The sequence below is a fragment of the Providencia sp. PROV272 genome, from assembly GCF_049901975.1.
Taxonomy (GTDB): Bacteria; Pseudomonadota; Gammaproteobacteria; order Enterobacterales; family Enterobacteriaceae; genus Providencia; species Providencia stuartii.
In genome coordinates this window covers 3047912-3063893 of the sequence record NZ_CP096291.1, presented here as the reverse complement: position 1 = coordinate 3063893, position 15982 = coordinate 3047912, and the positions used below count along the sequence as shown (strand labels likewise).

16 protein-coding genes are annotated in these 15982 nt (G+C 40.2%); 10 read left to right on the top strand and 6 right to left on the bottom strand.

Annotation, left to right across the window (positions count from 1 at the left end; genetic code table 11):
- Window positions 1–7: 7 nt before the first annotated feature.
- Complete coding sequence (gene hlyD, locus M1E93_RS14100) at window positions 8–1000, bottom strand: secretion protein HlyD (RefSeq protein ID WP_104873344.1); 993 nt, start codon at window positions 998–1000, stop codon at window positions 8–10.
- An 84-nt stretch (window positions 1001–1084) separates the two neighbouring features.
- Window positions 1085–1771 carry a transcriptional regulator CecR gene (gene cecR / locus M1E93_RS14095; protein ID WP_426206996.1) on the bottom strand — a complete coding sequence of 229 codons (687 nt, stop codon included), beginning with the start codon at window positions 1769–1771 and terminating at the stop codon, window positions 1085–1087.
- Window positions 1772–2062: 291 nt separating this feature from the next.
- Between cecR and rhlE the strand changes: the two genes are divergently transcribed.
- The 3 genes from rhlE (at window position 2063) to M1E93_RS14080 (ending at window position 4776) form a co-directional block, all read left to right on the top strand.
- Window positions 2063–3400 carry an ATP-dependent RNA helicase RhlE gene (gene rhlE, locus M1E93_RS14090; RefSeq protein WP_014657777.1) on the top strand — a complete coding sequence of 446 codons (1338 nt, stop codon included), beginning with the start codon at window positions 2063–2065 and terminating at the stop codon, window positions 3398–3400.
- Window positions 3400–4362, top strand: a complete 963-nt coding sequence (gene dusC / locus M1E93_RS14085) for a tRNA dihydrouridine(16) synthase DusC (RefSeq protein ID WP_104873345.1) — start codon at window positions 3400–3402, stop codon at window positions 4360–4362. The genes rhlE and dusC overlap by 1 nt, the downstream gene beginning before the upstream one ends.
- Before the next feature lie 165 nt (window positions 4363–4527).
- Entirely contained in the window at window positions 4528–4776 is a 249-nt protein-coding gene (locus tag M1E93_RS14080; RefSeq protein ID WP_014657779.1) for a GlsB/YeaQ/YmgE family stress response membrane protein, read from the top strand.
- Window positions 4777–4913: 137 nt separating this feature from the next.
- On the opposite strand, the gene sseA is transcribed toward M1E93_RS14080, so the two are convergent.
- Window positions 4914–5753: a 3-mercaptopyruvate sulfurtransferase gene (sseA, locus tag M1E93_RS14075; protein ID WP_104873346.1), complete on the bottom strand. Its 840-nt coding sequence runs from the start codon at window positions 5751–5753 to the stop codon at window positions 4914–4916.
- A 27-nt stretch (window positions 5754–5780) separates the two neighbouring features.
- A complete protein-coding gene (locus tag M1E93_RS14070; protein WP_014657780.1) occupies window positions 5781–5942 on the bottom strand; it encodes a hypothetical protein in 162 nt (53 codons plus the stop codon).
- 241 nt (window positions 5943–6183) lie between these two features.
- Between M1E93_RS14070 and dinG the strand changes: the two genes are divergently transcribed.
- Complete coding sequence (dinG, locus tag M1E93_RS14065; RefSeq protein WP_014657781.1) at window positions 6184–8292, top strand: ATP-dependent DNA helicase DinG; 2109 nt, start codon at window positions 6184–6186, stop codon at window positions 8290–8292.
- Window positions 8293–8382: 90 nt separating this feature from the next.
- Here the strand turns inward: dinG and dps are convergent, their stop codons facing one another.
- Both dps and rhtA read right to left on the bottom strand, forming a co-directional pair.
- Window positions 8383–8886, bottom strand: coding sequence for a DNA starvation/stationary phase protection protein Dps (dps, locus tag M1E93_RS14060; RefSeq protein WP_004917871.1), 504 nt, complete (start codon window positions 8884–8886; stop codon window positions 8383–8385).
- A 289-nt stretch (window positions 8887–9175) separates the two neighbouring features.
- A complete protein-coding gene (gene rhtA, locus M1E93_RS14055) occupies window positions 9176–10063 on the bottom strand; it encodes a threonine/homoserine exporter RhtA (protein WP_036943544.1) in 888 nt (295 codons plus the stop codon).
- 363 nt (window positions 10064–10426) lie between these two features.
- On the opposite strand from rhtA, the gene M1E93_RS14050 reads away from it, so the two are divergent.
- From M1E93_RS14050 to M1E93_RS14025, 6 genes are all read left to right on the top strand, one after another.
- Window positions 10427–11002 (top strand): TIGR00730 family Rossman fold protein, encoded by a 576-nt coding sequence (locus M1E93_RS14050; RefSeq protein ID WP_004917874.1) that lies wholly within the window; start codon window positions 10427–10429, stop codon window positions 11000–11002.
- Window positions 11003–11019: 17 nt separating this feature from the next.
- Entirely contained in the window at window positions 11020–11478 is a 459-nt protein-coding gene (locus tag M1E93_RS14045; RefSeq protein WP_004917876.1) for a GNAT family N-acetyltransferase, read from the top strand.
- Window positions 11479–11833: 355 nt separating this feature from the next.
- Complete coding sequence (locus tag M1E93_RS14040; protein ID WP_014657783.1) at window positions 11834–13432, top strand: ABC-F family ATPase; 1599 nt, start codon at window positions 11834–11836, stop codon at window positions 13430–13432.
- Window positions 13433–14414: 982 nt separating this feature from the next.
- The gene (locus tag M1E93_RS14035) at window positions 14415–14741 is read left to right on the top strand and encodes a helix-turn-helix domain-containing protein (RefSeq protein WP_004917882.1); all 327 of its coding nucleotides are present in this window, start codon (window positions 14415–14417) and stop codon (window positions 14739–14741) included.
- 141 nt (window positions 14742–14882) lie between these two features.
- Window positions 14883–15398: a fimbrial protein gene (locus M1E93_RS14030; protein ID WP_014657784.1), complete on the top strand. Its 516-nt coding sequence runs from the start codon at window positions 14883–14885 to the stop codon at window positions 15396–15398.
- A gap of 45 nt (window positions 15399–15443) precedes the next feature.
- Complete coding sequence (locus M1E93_RS14025; RefSeq protein ID WP_004917888.1) at window positions 15444–15974, top strand: fimbrial protein; 531 nt, start codon at window positions 15444–15446, stop codon at window positions 15972–15974.
- The last annotated feature ends 8 nt before the right edge of the window (window positions 15975–15982 follow it).

Genomic DNA, 15982 nt, shown 5'->3' with positions numbered 1-15982 from the left:
ACTCTTATCACTGAATTTCAGCAAAGCGGATGGTAACTGGCATGCCTTGGCGTAGTGCCTCATCAGGATCGCTGACAACGATGCGTAGCCGATATACAAGATCAGTACGTAATTGCGGAGTTTGTACGCTTTTTGGCGTGAATTCAGCGGTTGGTGATACAAAACCAATAGTACCGTGATAAGGGGGATCTGGACGGCTATCGGTGTAGAGCAAAACTTCTCGACCAGGAACGGCCATCCCTAAATTAGGCTCATCGACATAAGCCCTTACCCAAACAGGCGTCGTGAGAGTGACACTAAATACAGTATTACCAGCACCGACAATGCTGCCAGGCTCAATGGCTCGCGTTAGGATGGTTCCATCTGAGGGGGCTGTTAATACGGTATCTTTTAAGTCTAATTCTGCCTGTGCAACAGCCGCTTCAGCTTGTAACCATTCGCCTCGTGCAGCCGCTATCTCTTCTTGACGGAAACCGCTTTGATACTGGTTTAGTTTATCTTGTGCGGCTTTTAATGCGGCAAGTGCTTGATTTCGATTTGTCTTTGCATTGTCGAGCTCATTGGCAGAAATCACATGGGAGGCTGCGAGCCCTTTTTGGCGCTGGTAAAAACTTTCAGCGTATTTCCATGCCGCTTGTTTTTGGGCAACCTCAGCTTCAACTTGTGCAATTTCTTGAGTGCGATAGCCTTTTTCTTTCATAGCTAGCTGGGCTTTTGCACTGTCTCTAACGCCCTTTGCTTTGTTTAATGCGTTGATATAAGGCGCTTGGTCAAGCTGGCCTAAAGCTTGACCGGGGGTAACGCGCGCGCCTTCATCAACATTCAAAGACGCGAGCTTCCCACCAACACGAAAACCAAGGTTGACGGTTCGTACATCAACATTACCATATAAGGTTAATGTTTTATCTTGCTGTGATTGATACCAATAATAACCACCCGCAGCGAGACCGATTACTATGACAATAAGAATTAAAAAGATTGAACGACGTTTATTGTTCATAATTAACCTTATTCTTCGTGTAGATTACATGTCTAAAAATAGATAGTTCGATAATCTATAACCGTTTTTTATGGATTAATGATATCACTTTTGTGCCTCTTTGCGATGACGCAATCCTTCCAACAAGATATTGGTGTGCTCTATCAGTACTTGGTTAATGATTTTATATTCCTCTTCATTGATATGTTTCCAGCCAGTTTGCCGAAGTAACGTCTCTCTTGCGATACGAAACGAGAGCGTTTCCCCTAAGATGGCATGGGTTTGGATTAAGGTGGTTAGGCTGTTGGGATCGGAGCCTATATAAATGGCAATAAGACGGTTTAATTTGGTGTAAATAGGTCCGAGAGCCTGCTCATGAATAATGGTATAGGCTTCGGTTGGGTTGAGTTGCTCTCTAGCGAGTATTCGAGAAAAACTCAGGTTCTTTTTTTCTAGCTGAAAGTAATTATAACCGACTAATGCTTTTTGCAAGAGTTTGATGGCCTCATCAGGAGGGGGATTGGTTTGACGAAGATATGTATCAATTTCCGCGGTTATCTCGCTAAAGTTTTCTTTTATTGTGTTCGCAATCAATTGGGCTACAGCGAGATACAGCCCCTCTTTCGAACCAAAATAATAGGAAATGGCGGCAATATTTTGCCCCGAAACTTGAGCAATTTTGCGGGTTGTTGCTCCGTCGAGACCTAATTCACCATAGACATCTGCAGCTGAGCATAGCAACTGCACTCTGGCGTTTTCTCCTCGATGTGTTGACGGTGTGTTTGTAATCATGAAATTTCCTTAAACATTCAAAACTAAATATCAACCTAACAAGCTCTACACGGCTTTTTGCATAATTCAGTGACGGAAAACGACATATTCTAGTTTGTAATAGTTATATATACTATATTTGAGTAATTTTGTATTAATTTATTTTCTAAACTAAATTAATATACTTATTAGAGCCAAATAATGTTAGACTTCCCGCAATTGCACGGCAGTTTGCATCTTTTCTTCATCTACAATCCTTCCCCTCGAACTGCCTCTGATCATTCAGAGTGGTGAAGTCCGGAGTAATTTAATTTGACTAGTTTTTCAGACCTCGCATTAAACGAGGAAATTCTGCTCGCTATTAATGAGTTAGGCTACGAAGCCCCTACGCCTATCCAACAGCAAGCTATCCCAGCAGTCCTTGATGGTCACGACCTCTTAGCGAGTGCTCAAACAGGAACAGGGAAAACGGCGGGTTTTACCTTACCCATTTTACAAAAATTAATTTCGACTCCTAGAATTGGAAAAGATCGCAAACCGATTAGGGCATTGATCTTAACGCCGACACGTGAATTGGCTGCGCAAGTCGCTGAGAATGTTAAGGAATATAGCCGTCATTTAAGGATCCGCTCATTTGTCGTGTTTGGTGGTGTCAGCATCAACCCACAAATGATGAAGTTACGTGGCGGTGTTGATATTTTGATTGCGACGCCGGGGCGATTACTCGACCTAGAGCATCAAAATGCGGTCAATTTATCTCAAGTTGAGATCCTTGTTTTGGACGAAGCCGATCGTATGCTTGATATGGGGTTTATTCATGATATTCGCCGTGTGATCAGTAAGTTACCTAAAAAACGTCAAAACCTGCTGTTTTCAGCTACATTCTCTAATGAAATTAAACAATTAGCGAATAAATTACTGGACAAACCTGTGACGATCGAAGTCGCTCCTCGTAACTCGGCTTCTGAGCAAGTCACCCAGTTTGTCCATCATGTCGATAAGAAACGTAAAGCAGAGCTGTTATCTTACATGATAGGCCGTGAAAACTGGCAGCAAGTTCTTGTTTTTACACGCACAAAACATGGTGCGAACCGCCTTGCTGAACATCTAAATAAAGATGGCGTAAAAGCGGCGGCAATTCATGGTAATAAGAGCCAAGGCGCGCGTACACGTGCATTAGCAGATTTTAAATCAGGTGATGTTCGAGTACTGGTGGCGACAGATATTGCGGCACGTGGTTTAGATATCGAACAATTGCCGTATGTTGTTAACTTTGAACTGCCTAATGTAGCGGAAGATTATGTTCATCGTATTGGTCGTACAGGGCGAGCAGACGCAACAGGAATGGCTGTTTCACTGGTATGTGTTGATGAGTTAAAGCTGCTAAAAGATATTGAAAAGCTACTAAAAAAACCGGTTCCTGTTATGGCGATAGAAGGTTATGAGCCTGATCCTTCCATTAAACCTGAACCTATCCAAAAAGCGCCGCAGCGTAATAATGAAAGGCGTAGTGCAAATAAACGCCATAATACGTCTGTGAAGCCGCGCCGCGAACGTACTGGTGCTGATAGCTCAAAAGATAAATCGGCATCAGCCTCACCATGGAAAAGCGCACAAAAAAAAGTGCGTCAGGGACGCGGTGAAGGCTAATGCGTGTGTTACTTGCCCCGATGGAGGGGGTACTTGACTCGCTTGTGCGCTCCTTACTCAGTGAGGTCAATGATTACGATCTCTGTATTACTGAGTTTGTACGAGTTGTCGATACCCTTTTACCGGCAAAAACGTTTTATCGGTTATGTCCGGAATTGCGTCATGGCAGTCGGACACCATCAGGTACGTTAGTACGCGTTCAGTTATTGGGGCAGCACCCTCAGTGGTTAGCTGAAAACGCCTATAGGGCAGTTTCGCTGGGTTCATGGGGGGTAGATCTGAATTGTGGATGCCCCTCTAAAACCGTGAATGGCCATGGGGGTGGTGCAACTTTACTAAAGCAACCAGAGCTTATTTATCGTGCCGCAAAGGCGATGCGAGAGGCTGTTCCAGAGGAACTACCTGTTTCTGTTAAAGTCAGGTTAGGGTGGGATAATAGCCAATTTTGTCATGAAATCGCAGATGCCGTGGAGCAGGCTGGAGCGACGGAATTGACGGTGCATGGCCGTACCAAAGAAGATGGCTATCGAGCTGAAAAGATTAATTGGCAAGCTATTGGCGATATTCGTCGCCGCTTATCCATCCCTGTAATTGCCAATGGTGAGGTGTGGGATTATGAAAGTGCTCAGCACTGCCTAGCAATAACGGGATGTGATGCGATTATGATTGGGCGGGGCGCTCTGCATACGCCTAATTTAAGTCATGTCATAAAAAGCAATCAGCCCAAAATGGCTTGGGAGCACGTCGGCAGCTTGCTATTAAAATATACAGAGCTTGAAAAACAAGGAGATACGGGGAATTACCATGCCGCACGTATCAAGCAATGGTTAGGCTATTTACGTAAAGAATATCAGCAAGCAGACAGACTATTTTCTCTGATCCGAGCGCTAAAGAGTGCTCGCCAGATCGCCGAAGTGATCGAATCTGAACTAAAAAAGCCAGCAAAAATGATGGAATTTTAATCATTCGGTTGTTTATGATTTGCTAAAATAGAGTATTAGTTCTTAACTTAAAGGGCTAATGGCTTTTTTAATCATGCTAAATTGACTTAAATCGTATGTCATAAGATGGCAAACTAACATGGTTAAAATCTATTTTTACCGTATTAATTCGTTTGGAGGTCGATGATGGGAGTCATTTCTTGGGTCATTTTTGGTCTGATTGCAGGGGTATTGGCTAAATGGATTATGCCAGGCACTTACCATATTGGTTTTATCATGACTATTGTACTCGGAATTGTTGGGTCTGTTGTGGGTGGCTACATCAGTACCTTCTTCGGTAAAGGTAAAGTAGACGGCTTCAATTTCGGTAGTTTTGTTGTTGCGGTTATCGGTGCGATCGTCGTGCTATTTTTAGCTGGGATATTTGCCAAATAGCGATTGACTAAACTTATCTCGATTTGAAAGAAATAACCCTCTCCGTGAATAGAGGGTTATTTTTTTGAATGCTATTTAATGTTGATTAAGTATTAATCCGATTTTTAGTTCAATTAATCTTTTGATTAGATGAATAATTAAGACTCTATAGGTAACCCATTGTCTTGGCCCCATTCTGCCCAAGAGCCATCATATAGCTTAACATTTGTGTTGCCTAATAGAGTCAGAGCCATGAGCACCACAGCCGCCGTCATACCAGAGCCACACGTTGTGACGGAAGGGGCATGAATATCAATACCTTGCTCTGCAAATAGGGCTTTAAGTTGGGCTGGTGATTTAAATTCACCATTTTCAACTAATTGATCCCAAGGCATGTTTTTACTACCGGGGATGTGGCCCATACGTAGCCCTGGGCGAGGCTCAGGTGCTTGCGCTAAGAAACGTGCCGCGGCACGAGCATCAATAATTTGTACTTTTCCCTGTTCTACGAGGTTAAGCATTTGTGTTTGATTTAATGCGTTGTCACCGTGGCGCTGAGCGGTGTAGTGCTGTGGGGCTGGCGGCGTGACCTCACCGGATTCAGTTTGGAAACCGAGTGCTTTCCATGCTTCAATGCCACCCGCGAGAAGTTTGACATTTTTATGGCCCATTGTGGTGAATGTCCACCACGCACGTGGTGCTGAGAATAAATTATTCTGGGCGTAAATAATAACCTGAGTGTTATTGTTAATTCCCATTTCACCGACCGCACGGCTAAAAGTTTCAGCATCAGGCAGCATATGAGGCAGGGGTGTTCGAGTATCAGCAACCTTATCTTGATCAAAAAACTGTGCGCTTGGAATATGCTCTTCTAACCAACGTTGTCGGCAATCATAGGGTGCTGTTGGGGGCGGAGATGAAGCATCTAGTACGATAAGGTTAGAGTCAGACAAATGGTCATGTAACCATTCGGGTGTTACAAAATAAGCGTCATACATAAATTATCTTCATCCTGAATGTAAATATTATTGAACCTGACCCGCTGAAGGTATAATTGAGGGTTGCTGTGCCTGACTCTGCTCAATAGGTGTCGTTGAGCGTGTATAAATATTCATGCCAGCTAAGACAATTCCACCGATGGAGCCGAATGCGCAGAGTGCGCAAAGCGCGATAACAACCTTTTTCATTTTTATAGCCTGAATTGAAGAAATAAACCCAAAGTATAACCCGATGTTTGTTGCAGACAAGTTAAATACTCTTTTTTGTGCGGATGGATCCGGAATTTGCCAACCTGTTCCCAATTTTATGGCATAATGGTTTTTTAAACAGTAGTTTTTGCGAGCGCCTTCGTAAGCATATATTGTTTAATTCGATGTTATTGACCTACTTGGTTATCCTATATCTTCTAATGTGAACAGCAGTGAGCCTATGTCCCTGTCAAATAAAATGAAAGAACATATAACCCAATGGTACAAAGGGTTATCACAGCACATTGACGGGTTCGTATCCCGCGCGCCTCAGCGCCAAATGATTGCTGAAGTTGCTAAAAATTTGGCGGACGAAGAAGGGCGGCATTTGGTTATTGAGGCTCCTACAGGGGTTGGTAAAACATTATCTTATTTGATACCGGGTATTGCTGTTGGCCGAGAAGAAGGCAAAACATTGGTTGTCAGTACTGCGAATGTTGCATTACAAGATCAAATATTCAGTAAGGATCTGCCCTTACTCAGTAAAATTATTCCTGATCTTAAATATACAGGGGCTTTTGGGCGAGCACGCTATGTGTGTCCACGCAATCTGGAAGCAATCTGTGCCGCAGAAGGCGAACAAATTGACTTAATGTTGCTGGTGGAAGATAAAACCGAAATCGCAAACAGTGAAGAGAGAGCGATTTGCCAGCAGCTACGTAATGATTTTCATAGTTTTGCATGGGATGGCTTACGGGATCACCATAAGCGTGCTTTTAGCGATAGCTTATGGCGTAAGGTCAGCACTGACAAAATGAACTGCTTAGGCCGTAATTGCCAATTTTATCAGCGTTGTCCCTTTTTTATTGCTCGGCGGGAAATTGAAGATGCGGATGTGGTGGTTGCAAACCATGCGCTGGTGATGGCGGCAATGGAAAGCGAATCGGTATTACCAGATCCTAAAAAACTCCTTTTAGTACTGGATGAGGGGCATCATGTGCCTGACGTAGCAAGGGATGCGTTGGAAGTGGAAGGCGAGATCACACTCGTTCAATTAACAGCACAGGTGGATAATTTTCTTCATCATGTGGGGCAATATCTCGCTCAGTTTAGGCCTGCCAAGCCGCCAAAATTAGCGAACCCAGAGCGGTTACAGCAGCACGCGGAAAAGTTAAGAGAAGCATTTCGTGATTTTTCGCTACTAACCAACGCATTATTACCAGAAACCTCAAAGGATAATGAGTACTTATTTCCGATGGGGCTGTTGCCTGAGGCAATGCAGCTATGTTGCCAAGAACTTTTCAAACTGACCGACGGGCTAAGAGGGTTAGCGGAATCAATTCTCAATGATTTAACCGAGCAAACGGCTAAACAGGATATTGTTCGCTTACATCGCTCTATTCTATTAACTAGCCGAGCAATGGGCTATTTTGAAAATATGGCGAAATTATGGCGGTTAGCGTCAATTGACCAAACATCAGGAGCGCCAATTTCGAAATGGCTTAGCCGTCGTTATGAGAAAAACCAGTCTCGTTTATTTCTGCACTGTGCTGGGATACGGGTTAGTGAGCAATTACAGCAGCTATTATGGCGCAATGTGCCACACATCGTGATCACATCAGCGACGTTACGCTCACTTAATAGCTACTCTCGTTTTCAAGAATTGAGTGGGTTATCAGAAAAAAGTGATGACCGTTTTGTGACGCTGTCTTCACCCTTTAATCATATTGAACAGGGAAAACTGATTATTCCTCAAATGAAGTACGAACCAACTATCTCGAATGAAGAGCTGCATTTAGCGGAGATGGCAACGTATTTCCGGCATCAATTAGAAAAAGGTACTCATCGAGGTATGCTAGTGTTGTTTAGTAGCCAGCGAGCGATGGAAGGGTTTCTGGAACATGTAAAAGATTTACGCCTACAATTGTTAGTGCAAGGGGATCAGCCGCGTTATCGGTTAGTTGAAACCCATTGTGACAGGATCAATAAAGGGTTAACCAGTGTACTGATAGGGTTGCAGTCATTTGCGGAAGGGCTTGATTTAAAAGGTGAGTATTTAACACAGGTACATATCCATAAAATCGCTTTTCCACCGGTGACTAACCCCGTGATTATTACTGAAGGTGAATGGTTAAAATCGCTTAAACGTTATCCGTTTGAAGTACAAAGTTTACCAAGTGCATCATTTAATTTGATTCAACAAGCAGGAAGGTTGATCCGTAGCCATGAATGCTATGGTGAGATTGTTATCTATGATAATCGATTGATCACCAAAAATTATGGTAAGCGGTTGCTGAACGCATTACCCGTGTTCCCGATTGAACGGCCGGCTATGCCAAGCGGTACGTAACGTTAACGTCTTTCTTAATAGTGTAATAACAATAAGGCCACACATTAGTGTGGCCAAGGGGTCAATCAACGTTGACTATTTTTATCGACATTACTCAATATTAGCTTCTAAGAACCATAAGAACTTATCGAGGTCGCGTGATGCCGCAGTAAACATATCCGCGGTATCTTCATCTTCGACTTCATCGATAGCTTTACGAATATCGTTAGCCACAACCGCATAACGGTCTGCTAATGCTTTTAGATGATCTTGAACATCGTGGATATCAATTGGATAAGCTTCTAACGATGTAAATTTATTGACTTGCTGAGTCGTACCAATTGCAACTCCACCAAGTTGTACAGCACGCTCAGCAAATTCATCAAGGTGCTCAACTAAAGTGGTACGGAAGCCATCTAGCATTTCATGTACGGCAATAAAGTTACGACCGCGCATATTCCAATGTGCTTGTTTGGTCATTAAAGAAAGATCAGTAAAATGGATGACCATAACATTCAAAATATTGATAGACTCTAATTTAACGCTATCCTCAACATCATTGCGGGTATATAAAAGATTTGCTTGAGGTGCTTTTACTAATTTAGCTGTACTCATAATCTTCCCCTTATAAGTAATTAATTATTCAATAATCTGTTTCTGTTAATTAATATAAAACAACAGAACCAACTTGTCATAATGCAATATTCTATTACTTTGATAGGTAAAATTGATAACGGCTTATAATTAAATAAACGCTTAATAAATATTACTATAGGATTAATAAGCTAATATTTCAATGATATTAAAGAAAGTTTACAATAAATAAGGTTAATAAAGAAAATGTTGTTAACTTTATTAACCTTTATACAAATTAAATAATAAAGAAATTTCTTCCTCTATTTATTTAAGAAACCTCTTCTATTTTTGTTTTAGGGCGTGCTGTGGATGTTGAGCCTATTGAGGCACAAACAATACATAATAGTGCTAACCATTGAGTAACGGTTAAATGCTCTTGGAGGAAGACAATTCCAAGGAATGCCCCCATACAAGGCTCAAGGCTCATCAAAGTCCCGAAGGTTTTTGCTGGAAGTCGGGTAAGCGCTATCATCTCTAAGGTATAAGGAAAGGCTGTAGAGAGAACAGCAACAGCCAACGCCAACGGCAAAATAGCAGGGTCAAACATGACCTCAACACCTGTCTGCATTAACCCAATAGGGAAAAAGATCAGGGTTGAAATAAAGGAGCCTATTGCTACGGTTGCGGCACCATAACCTGCGCCAGCCCGTTGGCCAAAAATAATATAGATCCCCCAACAAACGCCCGCACCAAGGGCATATAAGGCACCGACAAGATCTAGGCCATTAATATCATCACCGATAGGCAATAAAAAGAGCAGCCCAACGATGACCAACGCTATCCATAAAAAGTCAATGGGGCGGCGGGATGAAAACATTGCGACAGCCAGTGGCCCTGTAAACTCAAGTGCTACCGCGATCCCAAGTGGAATTCGTTCTAAGGATAAATAAAACAAATAGTTCATGGTCCCCAAAGAAAGACCATAAGTTAACAGGGGAATAAGAGAGTTTCGCCTAAACTTTAATCGCCAAGGTTTAAAAATGACAAATAAAATAATGGTCGCAAGCAATAAGCGTAGCCCAGTCACTCCTGGTGCACCGATAACAGGAAACAGTGTTTTAGCTAGAGATGCTCCGCTCTGAATTGAGGTCATTGCCAGTAATAGCAATCCCACGGGTAATAGAGGAAAGGCACTCTTTTTAGTATCGGCAGACATGGATCGTTGAACCTCAGAAATACGTAATAAAATCAGCAAAAAAATGGCTGATTATTCTTCAATAAAAGAAAATTTTGACAAAGAAAATGTACGTGCTGACTATTAACAACTCAGGTACATAACATAAGCGGTGATTATGACATAAATTTAACATGGATAATATGTATTTATAAAATAGAGAGCACGATAAAACATAGCATTTAATATTTATTTTGTTGACTATATACCCCATGTGTAGGCGCTTTAATTAATTTTAGACAGAGTTTTATATGTTGATGAGGGTGGGATGAGAATGTGTGTTGAGCTTATCCTTATGTAACGTATAATTATTTTCCATAAAAACACGATAAAAACGAGGAAAAAATGAGAAAAATTAACAGTATTGCCGTTTATTGTGGTTCCAGCATGGGAGCTAATGAAGTTTATAAGCAACAGGCGATTAAATTTGCAGAAGAAATGGTCAAGCGCAATATTACTTTAGTTTATGGTGGGGCAAGCGTTGGTATTATGGGCACGGTGGCCGACACTATTTTATCTCAAGGTGGTCAAGCAATTGGAGTTATTCCTTCACTACTTGAAGAGCGTGAAATTTCTCATAAAAATCTGACTAAATTGTATAAAGTTGACACGATGCATCAACGTAAAAGTAAGATGATTGAGCTTGCCGATGGCTTTGTTGCTCTACCTGGAGGTTACGGCACTCTTGAGGAATTTAGTGAGGTGTTCACTTGGAGTCAAATAGGGCTACACACTAAGCCTTGTGGGCTATTTAATATTAATAACTATTGGCAGCCACTAATTGATATGACGAACAAAATGGCTGATGAGGCTTTTTTACAGGAAAAATATCGCCATATGGCGATAGTTGAAAATGATCCAGCAGCTCTACTCGATCGTTTTGAAACCTATCTTGCGCCATCGGTTAAAACTTATGATTAAACTTCGGTGAGGTATTTATGATCCGCTGTGCAGTAAAACACGATATTGAAGCTGTGCTGTCTCTCTATGAGCTGTTATTTACTGAAATGGCAGCGCTTGATAGTGAAAGAATGCAGCCTGCTAAACAGATGAGAGATTTTGTTGAAAATACCATTAGTGATGAAAACTTTCATTTGCTCGTGGCGGAATATGATGGGCAAGTTAAAGGCTTTTGCATTGCTCAAAAGCAAACGGCACCGCCTTATAATTGTATGGTTCCTCGGCAATTTGCCTATATTTTTGACCTTGTCGTATCTCCCGAGTTGAGAGGCCAAAAAGTGGGGCATCAATTAATTGAGCAAATGAAAACATGGGCAAAAGACAATCAATTAAGCCATTTAGAGCTTACTGTGTTAGCACAAAACCATAAGGCAATTAAGTTTTACGAGAGAGAGGGGTTAACAGAAATCACGCGTACCATGGGAATTAAGTTATAAAATACCATTGATGGTCTAATAATAAATATTAGGCCATCACGACATTATAAATAAATTCTATCTTTTATTATCGCGATATTAAGTTGCCTTAGCGAACAATATTTTTATTTAGAACTTAAAGTTCATCATACGACTTTTTAATTCCATTTATTATATCGCCATAATAGCAATAATAAGTATTGGTATATTGTGGCATAACCGATAAATGCTTACCTCGTTTGATTATATACAGGGCTGGATGGATTACTATTCATCTAGGGTGATGCAATCAGTACAAGATCTAAGCGAATGATTGTGGCATAATGCGCCGCTATTTGGTTGGGTATCCTCGACATCGTAAATTAAAGGCATAGAAGTGTTACAGACAAGCAATATCACTATGCAGTTTGGCAGTAAGCCGCTGTTTGAAAATATTTCCGTTAAATTCGGAACAGGGAACCGTTATGGTTTAATCGGGGCAAATGGCGCCGGTAAATCGACATTTATGAAGATATTAGGGGGCGATCTTATACCAACTGCGGGGAATGTGAGTACCACTGACCCTAATGAGCGCATTGGTAAACTTCGTCAGGATCAATTTGCCTTCGAAGAATACACAGTGCTCGATACTGTCATTATGGGGCATGTTGAGCTATGGAATGTAAAACAAGAGCGCGACCGTATTTACGCACTTCCTGAAATGAGTGAGGAAGATGGCTACCGCGTTGCTGATCTTGAAGTCGCTTACGGTGAAATGGATGGCTACAGTGCGGAAGCTCGTGCGGGTGAACTGTTACTCGGTGTGGGCATTCCTGTCGAGCAGCATTACGGCCCGATGAGTGAAGTCGCCCCAGGTTGGAAATTACGGGTACTGTTGGCTCAAGCACTGTTCTCAGATCCCGATATTTTGTTACTCGATGAACCAACCAACAACTTGGATATTGATACTATTCGTTGGTTAGAGCAAGTGTTGAACGATCGTAATTGCACTATGGTCATTATTTCCCATGATAGGCACTTCCTGAATACGGTTTGCACGCATATGGCTGACTTAGATTACGGTGAATTGCGTTTGTTCACGGGTAACTATGATGAGTATATGATTGCTGCAACACAAGCCAGAGAGCGCCTGCTTGCGGATAATGCGAAGAAAAAAGCGCAAATTGCCGAATTGCAATCCTTTGTGAGTCGCTTTAGTGCGAATGCTTCAAAATCAAAACAGGCCACTTCTCGAGCACGTCAAATTGATAAAATTCAGCTTGAGGAAGTTAAAGCTTCTAGCCGTCAAAACCCATTCATTCGTTTTGAACAAGAGAAAAAATTATTCCGTAATGCCCTTGAGTTGGAAGGGGTGACGAATGGTTATGATCAAGCTCCGCTGTTTAAAAACTTAAATTTATTACTTGAAGTAGGGGAAAAAATGGCGGTTATCGGTGCGAACGGTATCGGTAAAACCACATTTTTGAAAACACTCGTTGGCGAACTTCCTCCTAAGAGTGGTACGGTTAAGTGGTCTGAAAATAGTGCTATTGGTTATTATGCACAAGATCATGCAGAAGACTTCGAAACAGATCTGACCGTTTTTGACTGGATGAGTCAGTGGAAAAGTGAAGGCGATGATGAACAAGCGGTTCGCAGTGTTTTAGGACGCTTACTCTTCACTCAAGATGACATCAAGAAAAAAGTATCAGTACTGTCGGGGGGTGAGCAGGGTCGTATGTTATTTGGTAAGCTAATGATGCAACAACCAAATATCTTAATTATGGATGAGCCTACCAACCACTTGGATATGGAATCTATTGAGTCCTTAAACCTAGCCTTAGAGCTTTATAAAGGCACATTGATTTTTGTCTCTCACGACCGTGAATTTGTCAGTTCATTAGCAAGTCGTATCTTAGAAATCAAAGAAGATAAAGTCATTGATTTCAAAGGAACTTATGATGAATATTTGAAGAGCCAAGGTGTGATTGAATAAGTTTACTGGCGTCAGATAGTCAATGGAAGACCTAGCTTTAAGCTAGGTCTGAGATGACTGAACCTGCAATTTAAATGGCATCGTTACCTGTTTTAGATAGGTTAAATTACCCAATAAAGTAGGTAATATTAAAAAATTAGTGAAATTTGCAGCAAGCCCTCGACCCGTTTTGGCGTCTTCATGTGGTTTCGTCAACCGAAAATGACATTCAGTGCCGCTAGGGTTATTTTCGGCTCACCATTACGAAATACTCAAAAACGCATTTCCTCAAGTAATACGCATTCAGCTTAACTCAACTGACAATATCGTTTTCACTAAACATTTCCCGCGAGCAGTTTTAATGGCCTGTGACCACATAATGTAACTTTCTACTTTGGTAGCGAGTGCTAGAGGTAGTGGCTCCTCTGAGAGATATCATTAAGTTTATATAACTCAATATTAAGCGATATATGGTGATCTCAATATAAAACATGTGCTGTATTAGGAAATAGCCTCAGAGCCATTGTCATTAATTTATTAATTTAATTTATTTGTATAAAATATCTTTTCAATGTCTTATATCCCTATAAATTAAGTCGATATTAACATGTTATTGTATTTTAATAAGAAGTAGTTAAAAAATGAGTAAATAGATGTACATGATTTACAATTGACTTTTTACTCATAATTTGATGGTTAATTGTTGAGCAGTCATAACTTAAATGACCAAAAATATGCCTTATTTTTATAATATATATCGTCATAAAATCACCAGAAGTGAGTAATTGTGGTGATTATCATCTTCCAATAAAGACCATCAAAATTAGATCATCATAACTCATTGTAATCAAATGAGATTATTTTTTTGTATTGATGGTTTTTTTTATATTTAGATAAAGTGAGATTTTCACAGGTATTTAAATAATAAATTAAATTCGTATAATTATCGCGACAAAAGGAAGTAGTAAGTATTAGTCTTAAATATCAGGAGTGGAGACGCTATATGCATATAGAAAAATTTAATTATTCTAGCACCAATGATGGTAAGTCTATTACAAAGATAGTTGGTGCCTCCATGAAAAGAGCAAGAAGAGAAAAGGGATTATCTGGATATGAAATTGCAGTTAAATTAAATATCTCTCAACAACAAATCTCGAGATATGAAAGGGGAATTAATCATATTAGTGTCGATACGCTATTTAATTTTATATTAGCGCTAGATATTAGTTATGAAATTTTAATTCAATATATATTAGAAGAAATGAAGTTAAGTGATATTTATATATTAGATATTAACAATGCCAGTAGGAATGACTTTTTAGTTATATAAATTCTTTTTATTTAAAATCATATGTAAGAATAAACATAATATCCATATTGGATATTATGTTTATTTTCTCAATGGGAAATAAAACGAAACAATACCCCTTATTATAATGGGTATCTATTATCTTATTTTATAGAGGCAGTTATGAGTAAAAAAATTATTTTAGCAGCATTAATTTCCGGGGTAATGAGTTCATCCGTTTTTGCCGCAGGAAGTGGCACGGTATCTTTTCAAGGTGAAATCATTGATGCTCCATGCGGTATCAGTGCTGACACTGCTAGCCAAATTGTACCAATGGGTAAAATCTCCAATGCTTCATTAGCGGATGGTGGTAAATCTACTGCACAAAATTTTAATATTCAATTAGTTGATTGTGATGTTAGCACACTGAAAACAGTTGATGTTTCTTTTACTGGCGGTGCAATTGGTACTGATAGCGATATGTTAGCGATACAAGGTTCAGCATCAGGTGCAGGTGTTGTGGTTATAGGCATGAATGGTGAAAAAGTGAAATTCGATGGCTCATCGGTCACTAACCAAAACCTACTAACAGGTCGAAATACACTGAACTTTTCTGCTTATTTACAAGGATTAAGTGGGCAAGCGATTGTTCCTGGTGATTTTACCGCAGTATCTAATTTCTTATTAGAGTACAAATAATACTTGAAAAGTATTGATATTTAATTTTGAACATAGGACTTCAGTATGAAAGAAAATATGTATTATACCACTATGGCCTTCTTGATTTCTGGAGTCCTTTCATTTGCACATGCTGATGAAGAAACAGGGTTGTTAACTATTCAAGGAGAAATTACAGATGCAGCATGTGCAATCGCGACAGGCTCGAAAGAACAATCTATTGATTTAGGAACGATTCCTATAAGTTTAATTAAACAAGATGGCAAAGGTCCGGAAAAAAGTTTTTCAATTCATCTTATTAATTGCAATTTAATAAGACATAACAGCCAGAATCAATTATGGAATGCAGTTGAATTAACTTTTGATGGTCCATCTGAAGATAATATTTTTTCAATTTTTGGCGATGCTCAGGGTGTGGGGTTATCTTTAAGAAATTCGAGCGATATAAATATTATTCCCGGTAGGCCAGTATCAAAAATAGATATTACTCCACCATCAATGAGATTGGATTATCATGTGAGATTAGTCTCCAATACCAAACCATTACAATCAGGGTCTTATTACTCTGCGATTCGATTCAAACTTGAATATTATTAAAAATCATT